Raw genomic sequence first — 20,275 nt, 5'->3', positions numbered from 1 at the left:
AGTCATTGAATTAATGCAGCGTCACCTGTTTCGGCTCAATCGAGTGGATCTGTACTTTGATCACTTCGCTGACCGGGTCTTCAGGACACTGCTCGACAAAATAGTTGAGATCGGAAATCGCGATGTGGTTGCACTCCAGCTGGGCATAAATCAGCCCGCGGTCGCGGATCTCGTAAGGATCTTCCGGATCGAAGCACAGCACCGTTTCGCTGGTGCGCAGCGCCATTTCCAACTGCTTTTCTTCCATCAGGGCGGCCTTCAGCGTATCCAACATCTTGCGCACCACCATGATGTTCTCCGACTCGTCGAGGTCGTCGTCTTCCAGTTCGGCGCCCAGCCCCAGGTTGCCCTTGATCCACACTTCCAGCTGGTGCTCGCTCAGGGTTTCGCCGTTCAGCGGGTTGATCAGCCACAGCTCTTCGTCCAGCCAATCGGCGCGCAGGATCAGCTGAGTGGGGAAAATCACCGGCAACAGAGGCAGATCCAGCGCGTTGGCGATGTGCAGGAAAATGGTGCCTAGCGAGACCGGCGTGCCCTGCCGCCCTTCCAGCACCTTGTCCAGCCAGATGGCGTCCGACAGGCGGTAAACGCCGCTGGCGCCGCCGAATCCCCAGGTTTTGTAGAACAGTTCGATGAGCGCATCCAGTTGCTGCTCCTGAGTGATATCGACCGGCACCGCCGCACGCGCTTCATCCACCAGCTGTTGCAGCTTGCGCTCCACGTCGGCAGCGGGAAAATCGCGCCGCACCGACTGCGACACCAGGATCACCCCTTCGCTCAGCGGCGAGGTGTTAAATTCAAAATCAGCAATGCTACTCATAGGTATCCCATCAGAAACGGTATTTTCGTCGTGGCAAGTTTAATTATCAGATACAGACAGCCCAACGCCAGCACGAACGCCACGGTTCGCAGCCGCTGACTTTTGGTCTTCTTGCCCAATGCGACGTAGCCAAGCAGGATATAGATAATAACGCCAAACAGCTTCTCGGTCAGCCATGAGTCCATACCCAGCAGCGGATAAAACCCGAACGTCACCACCAGCGCGATGCCGCTGACGAACAGCAGCGTGTCGTTCAGGTGCGGCGCTACCTTGACCCAGCGGCGCCCCATGATCGGCGAGCGGCGCCACTGCCAAAAGAAACGCAGCACAAACAAGGTAATACTGATGGCGACCGTCAGCAAATGGAAATGTTTCAACGCAGTGTATGCAGTCATGATGCTCCCTTAAATGGCCCGGGCGTCGTTATTATGAGTGGCGCTTATCCCGGCCATTGGCCGAGCGTCACGCGGTCGTTGTCGCCGTAATCACGGTGGGTGGCGACAGCGGAAAATCCGGCGGCCTGCAGCAGCGCGCGCACGCTCTCGCCCTGCTGCCAACCATGTTCCAACAGCAGCCAGCCCTGCGGCTGCAAATAATGCGGCGCCTGGCGCACGATGGCGGCCAGATCCGCCAGCCCGTGCTCGGCGGCAACCAGCGCGCTACCGGGTTCAAAGCGCACGTCGCCCTGCGACAAATGCGGATCGGCGGCGTCGATATAGGGCGGATTGCTGGCGATCAGCGCGAAGCGTTGCCCCACCACCGGCGCAAACCAGCTGCCCTGTAGAAATCGGACGTTGTCGATCTTCAGCTTGTACGCATTGTGCTGCGCCAGCGCAACCGCCTCCGGCTGCACATCGATGCCGATAGCCGAACAATCCGGGCGCTCACTGGCCAGCGCCAGCGCGATGGCGCCGGTGCCGGTGCCGAGATCGAGGAAATGGCAGGGTTGCGGCGGCAGGCGCGCCAGCGCCAGTTCCACCAGGCATTCGGTATCCGGGCGTGGGATCAGCGTCGCCGGCGAGACCGACAGCGGCAGCGACCAAAACTCGCGCTCGCCCACCAGATAGGCCACCGGCTCACCGCGTTCGCGGCGCGCCAGCAGCGTCTCCAGCTGCTGTTGCTGCGGCGGCGTCAGCAGGGTTTCCCCGAACGCCATCAGGAAGGTTCTGGCCTTGCCGGTCACGAAACCCAACAGGATTTCCGCGTCGCGCCGGGCGCTGTCGCTGTGGGTCAAACGCGCGGCGGCGGCTTTCAGCCAGTATTGATAGTCCATCACTCTTGCTCGGCGGACAGCGCAGCCAGCTGATCGGCCTGATACTCCTGCACGATCGGCTGGATCAGCATGTCCAGTTTGCCTTCCATCACTTCGTCCAGACGGTAGAGCGTCAGGTTGATGCGGTGGTCGGTTACCCGCCCCTGCGGGAAGTTGTAGGTGCGGTTGCGGTCGGAACGATCGCCGCTGCCCAGCAGGTTGCGGCGAGTGGACGCCTCGGCCTGCTGGCGCTTGGCCATCTCGGCGGCGCGAATGCGCGCGCCCAGCACCGACATCGCCTTGGCTTTGTTTTTGTGCTGCGAACGTTCGTCCTGGCACTCCACCACGATGCCGGTCGGCAGGTGGGTGATGCGGATCGCCGAGTCGGTGGTGTTAACGTGCTGGCCGCCGGCGCCGGAGGAGCGGAAGGTGTCGATTTTCAGATCGCCCGGGTTGATGTCCGGCAGCTCGGCTTCCGGCACTTCCGGCATCACCGCCACGGTACAGGCGGAGGTGTGGATGCGCCCCTGGGATTCGGTTTCCGGCACGCGCTGCACGCGGTGCCCGCCGGATTCAAACTTCAGCTGACCGTACACGCCATCGCCGGAAACTTTGGCAATCACTTCTTTGAAACCGCCGTGTTCGCCTTCGTTGGCGCTCATCACCTCGACACGCCAGCGGCGGCTTTCCGCATAGCGGCTGTACATGCGGAACAGATCGCCGGCAAAGATCGCCGCCTCATCGCCGCCGGTGCCGGCGCGCACTTCGAGGAAGCAGCTGCGCTCATCGTCCGGATCTTTCGGCAGCAGCAACACCTGCAGCTGCTGCTCCAGCGCTTCGCTGGTCGCCCGCGCCTGTTTCAGCTCTTCCTGCGCCATCTCGCGCATTTCCGGATCGTCCAGCATCATTTCCGCCGTCTCCAGATCCTCCTGCACCTGACGCCATTCCAGGAAGCAGCGGCTGACGTCGGTCAGCTGCGCGTATTCTCGCGACAGCGCGCGGAACCGGTCTTGCTCGGCGATGACGCCGGCATCGCCGAGCAGCGCCTGCACTTCTTCATGGCGCTCTTGTAACGCTTCCAGTTTGGCAACAATAGAAGGCTTCATGCGTGGTAATAAACCCTGTTAATAGAGAAAACTAATGCTGATCCAGCCCGAGGCTGTCGCGTAATAACTGCAACCGCTCCACGTCGCCGTCGCCGGCGGCCTGCTGGAGGGATTTGGTAGGGGCATGAATAAGACGGTTGGTCAGTTTATGGGCCAGCTCGTGAATAACCTGCTCCACGTTGGCGCCCTGCGCGATGGCGGCCAGCGCTTTGGCCTCCATTTCCGCGCGAATTTGGTCAGCCTGCGAACGGTAGTCGCGGATGGTTTCCACCGCGCCCTGCGAACGCAGCCAGGCCATGAAGTTGATGCTTTCCTGCTGCACGATCGACTCCGCCTGCACCGCCGCCGCTTTGCGCTGCGCCAGGTTGCTTTGAATGATGGCGTGCAGATCGTCCACGCTGTACAGATAAGCGTTGGCCAGTTTGCCGACTTCCGGCTCGATATCGCGCGGTACGGCGATATCCACCAGCAGCATCGGCTGGTTGCGGCGCGCCTTCAGCGCGCGCTCCACCATCCCCTTACCGATGATCGGCAGCGGGCTGGCGGTGGAGCTGATGATGATGTCGGCGTCCGCCAGGCGTTCGTCGATCTCCGGCAGGGTGATCACTTCCGCGCCCACCTCGTCCGCCAGCAGCTGCGCGCGCTCGCGGGTGCGGTTGGCGATGATCATGTGCCGCACTTTGTGTTCGCGCAGGTGGCGCGCCACCAGCTCGATGGTTTCACCGGCGCCCACCAGCAAGACGTTGAGATCGGCCAGCGATTCGAAGATCTGCCGCGCCAGGGTGCAGGCAGCAAACGCTACGGAGACCGCGCTGGCGCCGATTTCGGTTTCGGTGCGCACGCGCTTGGCGACGGAGAAGGATTTCTGGAACAGACGCTCCAGCTCGCCGGACAGCGACTGGCCGCGTTGCGACTCGGCGAAGGCCTTTTTCACCTGGCCGAGGATCTGCGGTTCGCCCAATACCAGTGAGTCCAACCCGCTGGCCACCCGCATCAGATGGCTGACCGCGTCGTTTCCCTGATGCCAGTACAGACTTTTCTTCACCTCTTCCGGGCGCAGGTTGTGGTACGCGCACAGCCAGGCGACCAGCTGCTCGTGCATGTGTTCCTGTTGCTCTACGCTGAGGTACAGCTCGGTGCGGTTGCAGGTGGACAACACGACGCCGCCCTGCACCAACGGTTGTTGGAGCAAGCTGGTTAGCGCCTCATCGATGGACTCTGGCGAGAAGGTCACCCTTTCACGCAGAGAAACCGGAGCGGTTTTGTGATTTATACCTAACGCCAGCAGGGTCATTGCTTCGAGTAATACTTATCTTGGTACGGGTTCTCGTTGAACGGCATTCTACTTGATGCGCGGGATCAATAAAAGTAACAACCGCATCTTCCGTTCAATCGCTGTCATAGATGACATCAATTAATGAATAAGCAATAAATACAGCGGGATAAATAGTCATAGGCTAGGTTGATTGCTTAAATTTTAGCGCAGTTTGCGATAACGCGCACGCTATTCGGCGTACGCAACGGCGGCGTTTGCGCAACTCCGGCACCGCTTATCGGGCGCGCCTCCCCGCCTTTAGGCGATTGTGTTACGCTTAATGGCGACCCCGACGCGCGTACCGGGTTGGCATTGCGCCGGCAAAAGCGGAAAGATTCAACGCGATGCAGCAAAAAATTGACGCGCCGCCGCCGCCCCGTTAGCGTGAGCGCTGAATCCGGGTTTCGTCGCGCATGCCCGCAAGGACAAAAGGACAAGAGAAAGTTATGCCAATACGCAAAGTTAGTTTGCTCCGTCTGATCCCGCTGGCCAGCCTGGTGCTGGCCGCCTGTACCACCACCAAGCCGACCGGCCCGGCCACCAGCCCGACTTCACCGCAGTGGCGCGCCCATGAGCAGGCGGTGCAACAGCTCAGCACCTATCAGACCCGCGGCTCCTTCGCCTACTTGTCTGATCAGAAAAAAGTCTACGCCCGCTTCTTCTGGCAGCAGTTCTCGCCGGAGCGCTACCGCCTGCTGCTGACCAACCCACTGGGCAGCACGGAAATGGATCTCAATGTGCAGAAAAACGTGGTGCAGCTGACCGACAACCAGGGCAAACGCTACGTCAGCGACAACCCGGAAGAGATGATCCGCAAGCTGACCGGCATGGCGATCCCGCTGAACAACCTGCGTCAGTGGATGGTCGGCCTGCCGGGCGAAGCCAGCGATTTTGCGCTGGATGACCAATATCGCCTGAGCAAGCTGACCTACCAGCAAGGCGGCCAGACCTGGAAAGTGGATTACCAGGGCTACAGCAACGAGGTGCAGCCGACGCTGCCGAACCGCCTGGAGCTGCAGCAGGGCGACCAGCGCATCAAGCTGAAGATGGATAACTGGACGCTCAAATGATCCGCCAGTGGCCCTCCCCCGCGAAACTCAACCTGTTTTTGTACATCACCGGCCGTCGTGAAGACGGCTATCACCTGCTGCAGACGCTGTTCCAGTTTCTGGACTACGGCGATACCCTGACCATCGACCCTCGCCAGGACGACCGCATTCATCTGCTGACGCCGGTCGACGGCGTTCCAGACGAGCAGAACCTGATCGTGCGCGCCGCCCGCCTGCTGCAGCGCTATTGCGATGAACGCGGCCTGCAAACCGCGCCGCGCGGCGCCGACATCAGCATCGACAAGCGCCTGCCGATGGGCGGCGGTTTGGGCGGCGGTTCCTCCAACGCCGCCACCGTGCTGGTGGCGCTGAACGAACTGTGGCGCTGCGGTCTTGGCGACGACCAACTGGCAGCGCTGGGGCTCAGCCTCGGCGCCGACGTGCCGGTGTTCGTGCGCGGCCACGCCGCCTTCGCCGAAGGCATCGGCGAGCGCCTGCAGCCGGCCGAGCCGCAGGAAAAATGGTATCTGGTGGCGCATCCTGGCGTCGGCATCCCGACGCCGGTTATCTTCGGCGACCCCGAATTAAAAAGAAACACCCCGGTTCGCTCCTTAAGTGAGCTGTTGCAGGCGCCGTACGCAAATGATTGCGAACCGATCGCAAGAAAACGTTTTCGCGAGGTTGAACAGCTTCTTTCATGGCTGTTAGAATACGCCCCGTCACGCCTGACTGGCACAGGTGCTTGTGTGTTTGCTGAATTCGACACAGAAATCGCCGCCCGTCAGGTGTTAAATCAAGCCCCGGAGTGGTTGTGTGGTTTTGTAGCGCGCGGCGTTAACGTCTCCCCACTACATCGCATTCGTTCCGGGCGGTTTGAGTCGTAGCTCAACGTTTCGCTGCGCAGGGTCATGCACACCTGGCCCTGTTATCCCTGCGCTGCCTGCGGTCTCAATTTTAGTTTTACATACCCGTATGTATATTGCGCCGGCGTCGCCAACTGCCCCTTGGCGATGTCGTATGACAATATCTTCTCTGGACGCAAGCCTGAGGTTCTTCTCGTGCCTGATATGAAGCTTTTTGCTGGTAACGCCACCCCGGAACTAGCACAACGTATTGCCAACCGTTTGTACACCAGCCTTGGTGACGCCGCTGTAGGTCGTTTTAGCGACGGCGAAGTGAGCGTGCAAATCAACGAAAATGTACGCGGCGGTGATATTTTCATCATCCAGTCCACCTGTGCCCCGACCAACGACAACCTGATGGAACTGGTTGTGATGGTCGACGCCCTGCGTCGCGCCTCCGCAGGTCGTATTACCGCCGTTATCCCTTACTTCGGCTATGCCCGCCAGGATCGCCGCGTGCGTTCCGCGCGTGTACCCATCACCGCCAAGGTGGTTGCCGATTTCCTCTCCAGCGTAGGGGTTGACCGCGTTCTGACGGTGGATCTGCATGCTGAGCAGATTCAAGGCTTCTTCGACGTACCGGTAGACAACGTGTTCGGCAGCCCGATCCTGCTGGAAGACATGCTGCAGCAGAACCTGGAAAACCCGATCGTGGTTTCCCCGGACATCGGCGGCGTAGTGCGTGCTCGCGCCATCGCCAAACTGCTGAACGACACCGACATGGCCATCATCGACAAACGCCGCCCGCGCGCGAACGTTTCTCAGGTGATGCACATCATCGGTGACGTGGCAGGCCGCGACTGCGTGCTGGTCGACGACATGATCGACACCGGCGGTACCTTGTGTAAAGCGGCTGAAGCGTTGAAAGAACGCGGTGCCAAGCGCGTATTCGCCTACGCGACGCACCCGATCTTCTCCGGCAACGCCGTGGACAACATCAAGAACTCGGTGATTGATGAAGTGATCGTCTGCGATACCATTCCGCTGTCGCCGGAAATCAAGGCACTGAAAAACGTTCGCACTCTGACCCTGTCCGGCATGCTGGCTGAAGCCATCCGCCGCATCAGCAACGAAGAGTCGATCTCTGCGATGTTCGAGCATTGATTCGTCGTCTTTCCGGTGCGGCGCCCACCGTGCCGGAAAGATAGCGAGCCCGACAGCAGAAAAAGAAAAACCCGTTGGTGCGTGAGCAACAACGGGTTTTCTACTCGTAGTCCAACATGACCTCAGACCTTAATGCACGGCAGATATTCCCTTGCCCTGCTCTTGCTTCCCTTCTGATTTTTTAATCAATGCGACGAACGATGTTGGTCGTTACGGCACCGTTTATCAAAGTGTTTTACCCACCAGTAGCGATCCGCCACCTGCTCGCGGCCGCCTATACGCGCGCCCACCAGCCATAACAGCGCGCCGACGAAGATACTCATGATGGCGCCGTGGGCGAAAAATTGCGGTAAATTGAACTGGGAAACTTCAGCAATAATGGAGTATCCAACGCCGCCGATCATCACGACCAGCCCCAGCCCCATAAAAAAGTTGCCCATTCTGTCCGCGCTTCTACGTTTCATATGCCACCTCCATGATTGCCATGTGCCAACCGGGATAACGCTGCAACTTGTTAACCCACTTTGATAAGTTAAGTATAGTCCTTGTTATGGCAAGGGGATTGCGGAGGCGATCACAAATGGTAAAGAATTATTGACACTTCTTAACACGCCACTGAAAATTAGCAGACAAATTGAATGATTCAGCTAATGAATCATTCGTCTTTCTTACCAACGCCGAAGGCAGAGATCGGATTTTGTCATTCACCGCCCCGACAGGTAGACTAAGGCCCTTTCCATTACCCTGATCATAGTGAATCTCCCAGTGAGCAGTATTAAATTGATAGTCGGCCTGGCCAACCCGGGCGCGGAATACGCCCAGACACGCCACAACGCCGGCGCCTGGTACGTCGATCTGCTGGCACAGCGCCACAATCAGCAGTTGAAAGAAGAGAGCAAGTTCTTCGGCTACACCGCCCGTTTGAATCTGGCGGGCAACGACGTGCGCCTGCTGGTGCCGACCACCTTCATGAACCTGAGCGGCAAAGCGGTGCTGGCGATGGCCAATTTCTACCGCATCGAACCCAACGAGATCCTGGTGGCGCACGACGAGCTGGATCTGCCGCCCGGCGTGGCAAAAATCAAGCTCGGCGGCGGCAACGGCGGCCACAACGGCCTGAAAGACATCCAAAACAAGTTCGGCAATAACCCGAACTTCTACCGCCTGCGCATCGGCATCGGCCATCCGGGCGACAAGAACAAGGTGGTGGGCTTCGTGCTCGGCAAGCCGCCGGCCAGCGAGCAGAAGATGATTGACGAAGCGATCGACGAGTCGCTGCGCTGCACCGAGATGCTGATGAAGGACGGGCTGGAAAAAACCGTTCAGCGCCTGCACAGCTTCAAGGCACAGGCCTGAACCTTACCGCAGCGGGCGCCCTGCCCGCTGCCGGCTTTTAGCCGCGCGGGTTGAAGGTCTCCTCGCCCACGCGGCGATCATCGGCGGCGAACCCCTCTTCCGCCACGTAATACTGCGGATCGTCCAGTTCATGGCTGCAAAACGGCCCGGCGCGCTTGAGCAGGCGCACGCAGTCACCGCTCAGGTGGCGCAGACGAATGCTTTTCCCCGCCGCCAGATAACGCGCCGTCAGCTTATCGATCGCTTCTACGCCGCTGGAATCCATCACCCGGGTGCCGGCAAAGTCCAGCACCACGTTCTGCGGATCGCCTTGCGGCTCGAACAGCTCGGCAAAAGCCGCGGCCGAGCCGAAGAACAGCGGACCATCGAGCCGATACACCGCCACGTCGCCCGTCACCTGCCGCTGGCGCACGCGGATGCGTGCCTGCTGCCAGGCGAACACCAGCGCCGAGATAATCACCCCGCTGATCACCGCCACCGCCAGATCGGTAAAGATGGTGATCAACGTGACGGCGATCATCACCAGCGCGTCTGCCTTCGGCATACGACGCAAACGGCGCAGCGAACTCCACTCGAAAGTGTTGTAACACACCACCAGCATCACCCCTGCCAGCGCCGCCACTGGCAGCAGGCCGATATAGCGCGACAGGCTAACCACAAATAAAATCAGCAGGATAGCGCCCACCGTGCCGGAGATGCGCCCGCGCCCGCCCGAGGTGAAGTTGATGATCGACTGGCCGATCATCGCACAACCGGCGAAGCAGCCGAACAGGCCGCACACCGCGTTACCGGCGCCCTGCGCGATACTCTCGCGGTTGCCGTTCCCCTTCTTGCCACCCATTTCATCCAGCACCGTCATGGTCAGCAGCGATTCAATCAAACCGACCAGGGCAATCACTACCGCATAGGGTAGCACCACCCGCACCATCTCCAGGGTAAACGGCACCGTCGGCAGGCTGAAGTGCGGCAGCGCGCCGGAAATGTCCGCCAGATCGCCCACCCGCAGCGTATGCAGATTGAGGCCGATCGCCAACGCCGAGACCACCAGCAGCGCCGCCAGCGAAGACGGAATGGCTTTGGTCAGGCGCGGGAACAGCACCACCACCGCAATCGCCAGCGCCACCAGGCCGTACATCAGCGGGCCCTGCCCGGCGATCATCTTCAACTGCGCCAGCATGATGACGATCGCCAGACCGTTGACGAAGCCGTGGATCGCCGGCAGCGGCACCAGACGAATGAACTTGCCCAGCCGAAAGGCGCCGATCAGGATTTGAATCCCCCCGGCAAACAGCGTGGCCCACAGTACGTAACCCATGCCGTACTGCGCCGCCAGGCTCATCAGCACCACCACAATGGAACCTGCGGCGCCGGAAACCATGCCCGGCTTGCCGCCGAACAGCGCCGTGACCAGGCCGATAATAAACGCGGTATGCAAACCGACGATCGGCGAAAGACCGGCGACCAGCGAAAAGCCGACCGCCTCGGGGATCATCGAAACCGCCACCACAAAGCCCGCCAGGACTTCATTTTTAACGTCCGCGATCCTGACGTTACTCAGGTTAAACATGCATTATTCACTTATGACAGATGACATCATCTCCCCGCGTAGCGGGTATGGGGTACCGCAAGGGGCGGCAGACTGCTGGCGGGCACAGCTCAGGGTGGCGTAGGCAAGAAATACATCCGGCGCGTTTCCTGTCGGTTAATCGGAACGGCCAGTATGGGTAAATGTGATCCAAATCTCAATCAAAAACCGGTCGCCCGCGCTGCACTCGCCCCAGCCAAGCAAGTCTGATCGAGATAAACGCCCATTACGTGTATAATGGCGGCATTATTTTGCCCTTTATGCAGTTGGTTAAATCTAACCGACTGATAGTTAAGATATTTAAGGTGATTACAACATGGGATTCAAATGCGGTATCGTCGGCCTGCCTAACGTAGGCAAATCCACCCTGTTCAACGCGTTGACCAAAGCGGGCATTGAAGCAGCCAACTTCCCGTTCTGCACCATTGAACCGAACACCGGTGTGGTGCCGATGCCCGATCCGCGTCTGGATAAGCTGGCCGAGATCGTCAAGCCGCAGCGCATTCTGCCGACCACCATGGAATTCGTCGACATCGCCGGCCTGGTGAAAGGCGCGTCCAAGGGTGAAGGCCTGGGCAACCAGTTCCTGACCAACATCCGCGAAACCGAAGCCATCGGCCACGTGGTGCGCTGCTTCGAGAACGACAACATCATCCACGTCAACAACAAGGTCGATCCGGCCGAAGACATCGACGTGATCAACACCGAGCTGGCGCTGTCTGACCTGGACACCTGCGAGCGCGCCATCCACCGCGTGCAGAAGAAAGCCAAAGGCGGCGACAAAGACGCCAAAGCCGAGCTGGCGGCGCTGGAGAAATGTCTGCCGCACCTGGAAAACGCCGGCATGCTGCGCGCACTGGATCTGACCGATGAAGACAAGGCTGCGATCAAATACCTGAGCTTCCTGACGCTGAAGCCGACCATGTACATCGCCAACGTCAACGAAGACGGCTTCGAGAACAACCCGTACCTGGACACCGTGCGTAAAATAGCCGACGCCGAAGGCTCCGTGGTGGTTGCCGTGTGCGCCGCCGTGGAATCCGACATCGCCGAGCTGGAAGACGAAGAGCGCGACGAGTTCATGGCCGAACTGGGCCTGGAAGAGCCGGGTCTGAACCGCGTGATCCGCGCCGGTTATGAACTGCTGAACCTGCAAACCTACTTCACCGCCGGCGTGAAAGAAGTGCGCGCCTGGACCATCCCGGTAGGCGCCACTGCCCCGCAGGCGGCCGGCAAGATCCACACCGACTTCGAGAAAGGCTTTATCCGCGCCCAAACCATCTCCTATGACGACTTCATCACCTACAAGGGTGAGCAAGGCGCCAAAGAAGCCGGCAAAATGCGCTCCGAAGGTAAAGACTACATCGTCAAAGACGGCGACGTAATGAACTTCTTGTTCAACGTCTAGGCCTCTCTCCGCAGCGCTTTTCTCCGCTGCCGGAAACGGAAAAATCCACGCTTCGGCGTGGATTTTTTTGTCTCCAGGACCTGCGTTTTGGCAACCTGGACGCCGTCACACCCTCCCGGTTCTTTCCCACTGAACGATCTTCACCGTACGTTTTATTACGCCCTTCATGACGGCATTATCCGCATCGCTGCGCGAAAAAAGCTCTCGTGTTGATCCCTTGTCCTACAGGAAAAGGCTTGTCATATTCCATTGCACCTTTATAATGAGTGTTTACTCACTTATTAAAGGAACCTCAAAGTGGCCCGTCCTCGCAGTGAAGAAAAGCAGCAGGCGCTATTGCGTGCCGCCACCGACATTTTTGCCGAACAAGGATTAGCGGCGCCCACATCGGCTATCGCCAGGAAAGCTGGCGTCTCGGAGGGCACGCTGTTCCGCTACTTTGAAAATAAGGACGTACTGCTGAGCGCAGTCTGCGACTACCTGCTTGATGAAATGGAGTGCCTGCTGACGCAAAGCTTACAGGGCGTTTTGCCGGGTAAAGATCAAATGCAGGTCGCCTGGAATGCCTACATTGATTGGGCGCTCGCCAATCCCGCCGCGTATGCGACAGGGAACAAATTGATGGTTTCCGGCAAGTTATCCAGTGCACAGATGGAGAGAAGCGTACGGTTCGGTGATATTTCCCAACTGGGTATTCCATTGGTCCAGGGGCTGGATTTACCGCTGTCGAGCGAGTTTCAGGGCATGATCTGCACGGTAATGGCCAATGGCGTTATCGATATGGCCGTTCAAAAACCACACCTGCTGGATATTTACAAACGCGCAGGTTATGAAGCCATGGTGCGAGCCATTGAGCTTCCTGACGTTCATACAGCCATCTAGCTTCTTTTTTTTAATCATATAATGAGTGCGTACTTACGCATTAAAAAGACACAACAATCATGCCACCCGTTTCAAAACTAAAAATGCTGCGAACACGGGCCTATCCAAGGCTCCGCCGACTCATATTCGTTTCTCTGTTTCTCAGCGTGTCTTTGATTCTCTGCGGGTGCGCAACCGCACCTGCATCAGACCGTTTGTCAGGAACCCAGCATGTTCCAACAACATGGCGGGCCTCCCTGCCTGGCTCGGCGCACGTGCCTGTGTGGAATGCATGGCCCCCCGCCCGAAATGAATCCGGCGCCCGGCGCTTACGCGCTCCGGCCGGCAAGCCCAGTCACGCGGAGAATGAGCACGGAGCACAAACGTCGGTTGCGCGCGCCAATTTGGAGTGCGTTCAAGCGTTATGGAATGACGCCCGCAAACTGGTTGCGACGGAAGCTGCGGCCCTCTATTACGCATCACGCACCTGCCGGCGACAACACGCATTCTCTCCCCAAAGCGCGCCATTGCCTGGATCCCTCGCACAGGCGAAACAAACGCCCCCTCATCGGGCGCCCCACCCCGATCAGGGGGACTTCAACGGGCGTGGCGAGAGCGGTGCCGATGGAAACGGGATCAACCGCCACATCACCAGGAATTCCGTTTCCTTGATGTTGGATTTAACGAGCGCGGATACCGATCCCGGTGAAAGTGTGGCGGGTTGGCAGGCTGAACCGCATGAGCATCATAACCGCGTGCGCTCGACTGTGCGGAGGTGGATACGGCGTTTGTTCACTTCGTCAGAACGAGCGATGGCTCAGCGCCAGGCTGAACCGCTGCAGAACAGCGTCGCAGTCGTTTGAAATTCAATACAAAGCAATACATTGCCACGCCGTTGGCGACAGGTTCGACAAATCATTTACCTTATGGGTTCTCCCGATGACACAACTGACAGTTCAAAACACGCGTCCCCGCTTTTGGTCTTTACGGACCCTTCGTACAACCGTGCTGGCGATGCCGATTGCCGCCGCCTTATCGGCCTGCGATACGCCGGCGGACAAGGTTGCCCCACCGTCAGATAAACCGACGCTGACAGTGGCCCTGACAACGCCGGCAATACAGTCCGTTTCCCGCACCGTCACGGCCAATGGTTCAATTGCGGCCTGGCAAGAGGCGATCATCAGCCCCGAAGCCAATGGGCTGCGCGTGCAAAAACTGTTGGTGCAGGAGGGGGATATGGTACGCCAGGGCCAACCTCTGGCGGAATTTACACGCGATTCCGTGATGAATGACTGGCTGCTGGCGAAAGCCGATCTCAACGAAGCGAAAGCAGTCGCGTTGAATGCGCAAGCGGATGGAAAACGAGCGCGGTTGTTGCGCGGCGTCGGCAGCCTGAGCGAACAGGACATCCAAAAGTTGTTAACCCAGGAAAAAACGGCGCAGGCGCGTCTGGAATCGGCGAAAGCGCGTATGGCGGCTCAGCAGTTGCGGCTGGACCAGACGATATTACGCGCTCCCGACGACGGCATCATCTCCGCGCGACCGGCCACGATCGGGTCAGTTCCTATGCAAAGCACCGAAATGTTTCGCCTGATCCGCCAGGGAAAATTTGAATGGCGAGCAGAATTGTCGGCGCAGCAGCTGGAACAAATCCAACCGGGGCAAAAAGCGCAGATCGCTTCACCTGGCGGTAACACCTGGGAAGGCGTCGTACGCCTGGCCGCCCCCACCGTCAATTCAACCTCGCGCCGTGGGATTGCCTATGTGGACATCCTTCCATCGACAGCGAAGAACGCCTCGCCGATTCGGCCCGGCACGTATGCCAGCGGTCTGATTACGGTCGGCGATCGGCAAGGGCTGACCGTGCCGCAATCCGCCGTCGTGGCGCGCGACGGTTTTCACCTGGTGTTCACCGTAGATGACGAGATGCGTGCACATCCGCTTAAAGTCGCGGTAGGCCGTCTGGTGAATGACCAGCAGGAGATCCTGTCCGGTCTTCAAGGCGCGGAACGCATCGTCGCCAGCGGCGGCGTATTCCTCAATGAGGGGGATAAAGTCCAATTGGCCAACACCACCGATGCTTCCCATTCATCGGAACCGCGCTAAGAGGCCCATCATGAATATCTCTACCTGGTCCATTCGCAACCCCATTCCGTCTATCTTGCTCTTTGTCATCTTGAGCGTTGCCGGCTTTTATTCTTTCAAATTGATGAAGATCCAGAGCTTCCCGGACATGGATGTGCCTACGGTGACCGTGTCCGCTTCTCTTCCGGGCGCTGCGCCGCCCCAGCTCGAAACGGAGGTGGCGCGCAAGCTGGAGGACACCGTCTCTTCGGTGCAGGGATTGAAGAACTTGCGTACCACGATCCAGGACGGGCTGGTCGATATCTCAGCGGAGTTTCGTCTGGAAAAACCCGTTCAGGAAGCGGTGGATGAAGTCCGGTCAGCCGTGCAAAGCATTCGCACCGAGTTGCCGACGGATTTACGTGATCCTATCGTTCGCAAGCTCAACATCACGGGCAAACCTATCCTGGCCTTTTCCATCAGCGCCAGCCAGATGGATGAGAATGAGCTGTCCTGGTTCGTGGACAATACCCTGTCGCGGCGTCTGAGAGGCGTCGCCGGCGTAGGGTCGGTCACCCGTGTGGGCGGCGTGAACCGCGAGATCCAAGTCGAACTCGATCCGGTCAAACTGGAGGCGATTGGCGCCACCGCTGCCGAGGTTTCCCGCCAGTTGCGCGATGTACAGATGGACGCGACGGGCGGGCGAGTCGATCTGGGGCGGGGAAAACAGCCGCTGCGTTTGGTCGCCCGCGTCAAGAACGTGGATGAACTAGCCGCGGTGGAACTGTCGATGCCCGGCGGACAACGTTTTCGCCTGGACGACGTGGCGACGCTGAAAGACACCATTGCGGAACGCAGTTCACTTGCGCTCCTCAACGGCAAGAAGGTGGTGGGCTTTGAGATCACGCGCGCCAAAGGCGCCGGTGAAGTCGAGGTCGGCGACAAGGTGGAGAAAGTTCTGGCGCAGTTGCGCACGGAGCGGCCTGATTTGCACATCACGCAGGTCTTCGACTTTGTCCGGCCTGTGCAGGAGGAGTTCGACGCCTCCATGCACATGATCTATGAAGGCGCCATTCTCGCCATCCTGGTGGTCTTCATGTTTCTGCGCGATATCCGGGCGACGCTGATCTCGGCGGCGGCGTTGCCCCTGTCGATTTTACCGGCCTTCATCGGTATGGACATGATGGGCTTTTCGCTCAGTATCGTCACGCTGCTGGCGCTGTCGCTGGTGATTGGCCTATTGGTGGATGATGCCATCGTCGAAGTGGAGAACATTGAGCGCCACATCGGCATGGGTAAACCGCCGTTCCAGGCCGCGATGGATGCCGCCTCGGAAATCGGCCTGGCCGTCGTCGCCACGACATTTGCCTTGATCGCCGTTTTCCTGCCGACGGCCTTCATGTCCGGCGTTGCCGGAAGATTCTTCACGCAGTTTGGATGGACGGCGGCGCTGGCGGTGTTTGCCTCGCTGGTTGTGGCGCGCTTGCTGACGCCAATGATGGCCGCCTACCTGATGAAGCCGCATACGCGCCCTCAGCGCGATCCTTTCTGGATGGCGCTCTACCTGCGCGCCTGCCGGTGGACGCTGCGGCACCGCGGGCTCACCCTGGCGGTGGCCGGCGGGTTCTTTATTGGCTCTCTGATGCTTATTCCTCTGCTGCCCCAGGGCTTTTTCCCTGCAGATGACAACTCCCAGACGCAGGTGACGTTGGAACTGCCGCCAGGGAGCACGCTGGAACAAACCCAGGCCATGGCAGAACTCGCTCGGCATCGCCTGGCGCCCATCCCACATATCCGTAACATCTATACCACCATCGGTGGCGGTGCAACGGGCGGCGATGTCATGGCTTCCGATGGGAAAACCGATGTTCGCATGGCAACGCTGACGGTGTTGTTGGATGCGCGTCAAGCGCGCCCGAAGAAGCAGGTCATCGAAGGCGAGATACGCACGGCAATGGCAGCACTTCCGGGGGTGCGCAGCAAAGTGGGGTTTGGCGGCTCAGGTGAAAAATACCAGTTGGTGTTGGCCGGCGATGATCCCCAGCTGCTGGCTAAGGCGGCCGATGCCGTATTAAGCGATCTGCGGCAGCTCCCCGGCCTCGGTAACATTACCTCCAGTGCCGGGCTGGCGCGCAGCGAAATCCTCCTGCAACCCAATTTCGCCAAAGCGGCCGATCTTGGGGTATCGGGCGTCGCTATTGCCGATACTTTGCGTATTGCGACCGTAGGCGACTACGATCAGTTCCTGTCAAAATTCAACGTGGAGCAGCGCCAGATCCCGATCGTCGTCAAGCTGTCAAAAGACATCCGTGAGGATATGGGATTACTTGAACGTTTGACCGTACCCGGTGCCAGAGGCCCGGTGCTGCTCAATCAGATCGTCAACATTGAGCAAGGCAGTGGACCGGCGCAGATCAGTCGCATCAATCGCACGCGCAGCGTGACCCTTGACGTAGAACTGTCGGGCACCCAACTCGGGGATCTGGCCGCTCAGGTGGCGAAGCTGCCGTCAATCCAGAATCTGCCGGTCGGCGTGCACCAGGTTGTGCAGGGTGATGACGAAATGATGAAGGAACTGTTTGCCGGTTTCGGCACGGCTATGGTCGCCGGGATCCTGGCCATCTATATCGTGCTGGTTCTGCTGTTCAAAGACTTCTTCCAACCGATCACCATCCTGGCCGCGCTCCCACTGTCATTGGGCGGCGCATTCGTTGGGTTACTGTTGGCGGGGCAGTCTTTCTCGATGTCATCCCTGATCGGGTTAATCATGTTGATGGGGATTGCGACCAAAAACTCGATACTGCTGGTCGATTATGCGATCGAGTCACGTCGCGGCCACATCGGTCCGAATGGCGAAGTGCTCAATAAACCCATGAGCCGAACGGAAGCGCTGATTGATGCCTGCCACAAACGTTCCCGCCCCGTCATCATGACCACGTTAGCGATGGGGGCAGGCATGTTGCCTGTGGCTCTGGGTTTCGGCAGTGCCGACCCCAGCTTCCGCAGCCCGATGGCGGTGGCCGTCATCGGAGGATTGATTACATCCACCGTGCTGAGCCTGCTGGTTATCCCTGTCGTTTATACCCTGATTGACGATCTTGAAAACTGGCTGCGCAAGTTGCCTAGCCTGCTGGCACGCAGCAAGAATCTGAGTGGTAGGAAAAAAGCCGGGTTTTCCATGCTTTTCGTGGTTCTGCTGTATTGGCTTGCCTTCCCTGTCATTCCGTTCCTCGACATCCCCTACAAGATTGTCGTTGTCTCTACGCTTGTCGTGGTCGGTGAAACCTTGTTTGTCATTGCCATCGCCCTGCTGGGCAAAGAGTATTGGGGACAGATCAAACACTGGATGCGGCAGAAGGTCTTTAAGCGAAAAGGCTAAGCGCTGATAACGGTTCGCGGTGGCGAAAAGCGTTTTGCCGCCGCCGCTCCCCCATCAACTTCCCTTCCACGCCGAAGGCCGATTCTCGCTGCGCCACTTCTCGCCTGCCGCCGTCCCCGGCGCCGGCGGTTTTAATCCGTCAATCGTCCACAGCGAGAACGGCGTTTCGTCCACGTGCAGTTCCCAGCGCAACCCGCGGGCGGCGATGTAGGGGTGCAGGATGCGGGTGCAGGCCGCCAGGAATTGCTGCTGCTCTGCGTCGTTGTCCATGGCGCGCGCGATATGATCGATGGTCACCCGTACGAAATCATCGGCCGGTTCGCCGCCGAGATAGGCCGAACCTGGCGGCAGCGCATGGAAGAAGACGTTGACGTAAAAGCGCGGCAAAAAGTCCTGGTACAGGGCGGTGACCTTCTGCGCAATCGCGCGTTTAACGGCGGCGCTGAAGGCCGGCTCCGGGTGGTAAATCTGCCACAGTGGCATCGCGTTGTCTCCTAGGGTTTCCGGCCGGCGTTCAGGCCATCAGCCGCTGTTAATGATAAACTCCAATAATAAGAGTAATAACTCCAATTATTGAAGTTATCAAGCCGAGGCGATAACATTCTCGGCAATCAGGCGGCAAGCGGAGGTAAAGCAACGTGAAAGCAAAAGGGTTTGAAGGCATGACGTGCTCGGTGGCGCACGTGCTGTCGGCATTGGGCGATCGCTGGGGCGCTATTCTCATGCGCGATCTGCTGCTGGGGCTCTCGCGCTATGACGATCTGCGCCACTCGACCGGCATCACCAACAATACGCTGGCCGACCGGCTCAAGGCCCTGGAAAGCCACGGCCTTATCGAAAAGCGGCAATACCAAACGCGCCCCGCTCGTTATGAGTATCTGCCGACGGAGAAAGGAAAAGATCTCGGGCTGCTGGTGATGGCGATGATTCAGATTGGCGACAAATGGAATCTGTCCGAGCTGGCCGGGCCGCCGCTGCGCGTGGTTGACCGCGTAACCGGCCACCCTGCCACCCTGCGCGCGGTGGATGTCGTGACCGGCGAATCGCTGCCGGCGCAAAACCTGGCGCTGGCGGCCGGGCCGGGCGCCGACGAAATGACGCAATGGCGGCTGGCCGTCGGCCAAGCCCGTTCGTTGTGATCTACAGCAGCGCAATCATTTTCAGCAATTCCACCCGATTGCGGATGCCGAACTTCTTGCCGGCATTGTTGAGGTGCGAATAAACGGTTTTCGGGTGCAGGTTAAGCCGCCGAGCGGTCAGGCGGATATCTTCGGTGCGGGCGGTTTCACACAGCACCGCCGCTTCGCCAGGCGTGATCGCCGCCGCCCGCTGGCGGTTCACCACGTGCCGTTCGCTCGTCTCCTGGCGGGCCAGCGTTGCGCAGGTCTCTCGCACCACCTGTAGCGCTTCCCGTTTGTGCAAAATCGCATCCGGCTGCGCCGCCGCGATAAATGCCAGGATCAGCGGCGAAGTCTTATCGACGAAGAACAATATCCGGACATTTTTATATTCAGCGCGGCAAAGGTGAATAAACGTCAAATAGGCTTCGAACCGATAAATTTCATGGGGAAAATCCATGATAATTAAATCAGGCGCCGGGCTTATATTTTTAATAATATTAATATTGGGAGAGGATAAGGTTATCACCCCACCGCCCAATAATGTTTTCATACCTAACCGGCACAACGACGAACCGTCGATATAAATCACTCTCACTTTAATTCTCCTTATCAGCATGAAAACATGCTTCCACACCTCAGGCGGCTTGTCGCTGCTCTTTTTTGGGGTAATTCGCCTGCAAAGCACACCGATATAGAACATCTTGATAACATGTTTTTCAAATAATCACGCAACAGCCAGTGCATTGATTAATACGCAAAAAAGGCATGAATGTTTCAAATTATTTCATTCACAAAAACTGACAACTCAATAAAAACGCAACGTAATGATATAGATCTATTTTCTATTTCTCATGACATAAGCATAAATGAAAGAAAATGTAACAATCAACACCCTCGCCTTATTGTCTTATTCAAAACATCTATAGGGAAAATTCTTAGTTTGCTAGGATGAA

General features: G+C 58.6%; 18 protein-coding genes. 9 read left to right on the top strand and 9 right to left on the bottom strand.

The window, feature by feature from the left end; translation table 11 throughout:
• Positions 1-10 precede the first annotated feature (10 nt).
• The 5 genes from sirB1 to hemA are packed head-to-tail and all read right to left on the bottom strand — an operon-like array spanning position 11 to position 4,472.
• Positions 11-820 (bottom strand): invasion regulator SirB1, encoded by an 810-nt coding sequence (sirB1, locus tag ACSJLU_RS09930; RefSeq protein ID WP_016928096.1) that lies wholly within the window; start codon positions 818-820, stop codon positions 11-13.
• Positions 817-1,218, bottom strand: a complete 402-nt coding sequence (locus ACSJLU_RS09925) for a SirB2 family protein (protein WP_170310367.1) — start codon at positions 1,216-1,218, stop codon at positions 817-819. Before ACSJLU_RS09925 ends, sirB1 begins: the two co-directional genes overlap by 4 nt.
• Before the next feature lie 41 nt (positions 1,219-1,259).
• Positions 1,260-2,093, bottom strand: a complete 834-nt coding sequence (prmC, locus tag ACSJLU_RS09920) for a peptide chain release factor N(5)-glutamine methyltransferase (RefSeq protein ID WP_342096577.1) — start codon at positions 2,091-2,093, stop codon at positions 1,260-1,262.
• A complete protein-coding gene (prfA, locus tag ACSJLU_RS09915; RefSeq protein WP_016928099.1) occupies positions 2,093-3,178 on the bottom strand; it encodes a peptide chain release factor 1 in 1,086 nt (361 codons plus the stop codon). The genes prmC and prfA overlap by 1 nt, the downstream gene beginning before the upstream one ends.
• 31 nt (positions 3,179-3,209) lie before the next feature.
• Entirely contained in the window at positions 3,210-4,472 is a 1,263-nt protein-coding gene (gene hemA, locus ACSJLU_RS09910) for a glutamyl-tRNA reductase (protein WP_025302494.1), read from the bottom strand.
• A gap of 467 nt (positions 4,473-4,939) precedes the next feature.
• Here hemA and lolB point away from each other — a divergent pair, with 467 nt between their 5' ends.
• The 3 genes from lolB (at position 4,940) to prs (ending at position 7,548) form a co-directional block, all read left to right on the top strand.
• Entirely contained in the window at positions 4,940-5,563 is a 624-nt protein-coding gene (lolB, locus tag ACSJLU_RS09905) for a lipoprotein insertase outer membrane protein LolB (RefSeq protein ID WP_049207163.1), read from the top strand.
• A complete protein-coding gene (ispE, locus tag ACSJLU_RS09900) occupies positions 5,560-6,426 on the top strand; it encodes a 4-(cytidine 5'-diphospho)-2-C-methyl-D-erythritol kinase (protein ID WP_049207164.1) in 867 nt (288 codons plus the stop codon). Before lolB ends, ispE begins: the two co-directional genes overlap by 4 nt.
• Before the next feature lie 174 nt (positions 6,427-6,600).
• On the top strand, positions 6,601-7,548 hold the full coding sequence (gene prs, locus ACSJLU_RS09895; RefSeq protein ID WP_004941061.1) for a ribose-phosphate diphosphokinase: 948 nt from the start codon (positions 6,601-6,603) through the stop codon (positions 7,546-7,548).
• Positions 7,549-7,733: 185 nt separating this feature from the next.
• On the opposite strand, the gene ychH is transcribed toward prs, so the two are convergent.
• A complete protein-coding gene (gene ychH, locus ACSJLU_RS09890; RefSeq protein WP_025302491.1) occupies positions 7,734-8,012 on the bottom strand; it encodes a stress-induced protein YchH in 279 nt (92 codons plus the stop codon).
• Positions 8,013-8,313: 301 nt separating this feature from the next.
• Between ychH and pth the strand changes: the two genes are divergently transcribed.
• Positions 8,314-8,904: an aminoacyl-tRNA hydrolase gene (pth, locus tag ACSJLU_RS09885; protein ID WP_004941053.1), complete on the top strand. Its 591-nt coding sequence runs from the start codon at positions 8,314-8,316 to the stop codon at positions 8,902-8,904.
• Positions 8,905-8,941: 37 nt separating this feature from the next.
• Here pth and ACSJLU_RS09880 read toward each other — a convergent pair whose 3' ends face one another.
• Complete coding sequence (locus ACSJLU_RS09880; RefSeq protein WP_060432898.1) at positions 8,942-10,471, bottom strand: SulP family inorganic anion transporter; 1,530 nt, start codon at positions 10,469-10,471, stop codon at positions 8,942-8,944.
• Positions 10,472-10,805: 334 nt separating this feature from the next.
• Here ACSJLU_RS09880 and ychF point away from each other — a divergent pair, with 334 nt between their 5' ends.
• From ychF to ACSJLU_RS09860, 4 genes are all read left to right on the top strand, one after another.
• Complete coding sequence (gene ychF / locus ACSJLU_RS09875) at positions 10,806-11,897, top strand: redox-regulated ATPase YchF (RefSeq protein WP_025302489.1); 1,092 nt, start codon at positions 10,806-10,808, stop codon at positions 11,895-11,897.
• 297 nt (positions 11,898-12,194) lie between these two features.
• On the top strand, positions 12,195-12,779 hold the full coding sequence (locus ACSJLU_RS09870; RefSeq protein ID WP_049204148.1) for a TetR/AcrR family transcriptional regulator: 585 nt from the start codon (positions 12,195-12,197) through the stop codon (positions 12,777-12,779).
• Between the two features lie 918 nt (positions 12,780-13,697).
• Entirely contained in the window at positions 13,698-14,864 is a 1,167-nt protein-coding gene (locus ACSJLU_RS09865; protein ID WP_380825337.1) for an efflux RND transporter periplasmic adaptor subunit, read from the top strand.
• A gap of 10 nt (positions 14,865-14,874) precedes the next feature.
• The gene (locus ACSJLU_RS09860) at positions 14,875-18,201 is read left to right on the top strand and encodes an efflux RND transporter permease subunit (RefSeq protein ID WP_439041078.1); all 3,327 of its coding nucleotides are present in this window, start codon (positions 14,875-14,877) and stop codon (positions 18,199-18,201) included.
• A gap of 54 nt (positions 18,202-18,255) precedes the next feature.
• Here ACSJLU_RS09860 and ACSJLU_RS09855 read toward each other — a convergent pair whose 3' ends face one another.
• Positions 18,256-18,684, bottom strand: coding sequence for a tautomerase family protein (locus ACSJLU_RS09855; RefSeq protein ID WP_380825340.1), 429 nt, complete (start codon positions 18,682-18,684; stop codon positions 18,256-18,258).
• A 155-nt stretch (positions 18,685-18,839) separates the two neighbouring features.
• On the opposite strand from ACSJLU_RS09855, the gene ACSJLU_RS09850 reads away from it, so the two are divergent.
• Positions 18,840-19,340, top strand: a complete 501-nt coding sequence (locus ACSJLU_RS09850; protein ID WP_049204151.1) for a winged helix-turn-helix transcriptional regulator — start codon at positions 18,840-18,842, stop codon at positions 19,338-19,340.
• Between the two features lies 1 nt (position 19,341).
• Here ACSJLU_RS09850 and ACSJLU_RS09845 read toward each other — a convergent pair whose 3' ends face one another.
• Positions 19,342-20,022 (bottom strand): helix-turn-helix domain-containing protein, encoded by a 681-nt coding sequence (locus ACSJLU_RS09845; protein ID WP_227255572.1) that lies wholly within the window; start codon positions 20,020-20,022, stop codon positions 19,342-19,344.
• Between the last annotated feature and the right edge of the window lie 253 nt (positions 20,023-20,275).

The sequence above is a fragment of the Serratia bockelmannii genome, from assembly GCF_051803255.1.
In the GTDB taxonomy this organism is placed as follows: Bacteria; Pseudomonadota; Gammaproteobacteria; order Enterobacterales; family Enterobacteriaceae; genus Serratia; species Serratia bockelmannii.
This window is presented reverse-complemented; position numbering and strand designations above follow the sequence as displayed.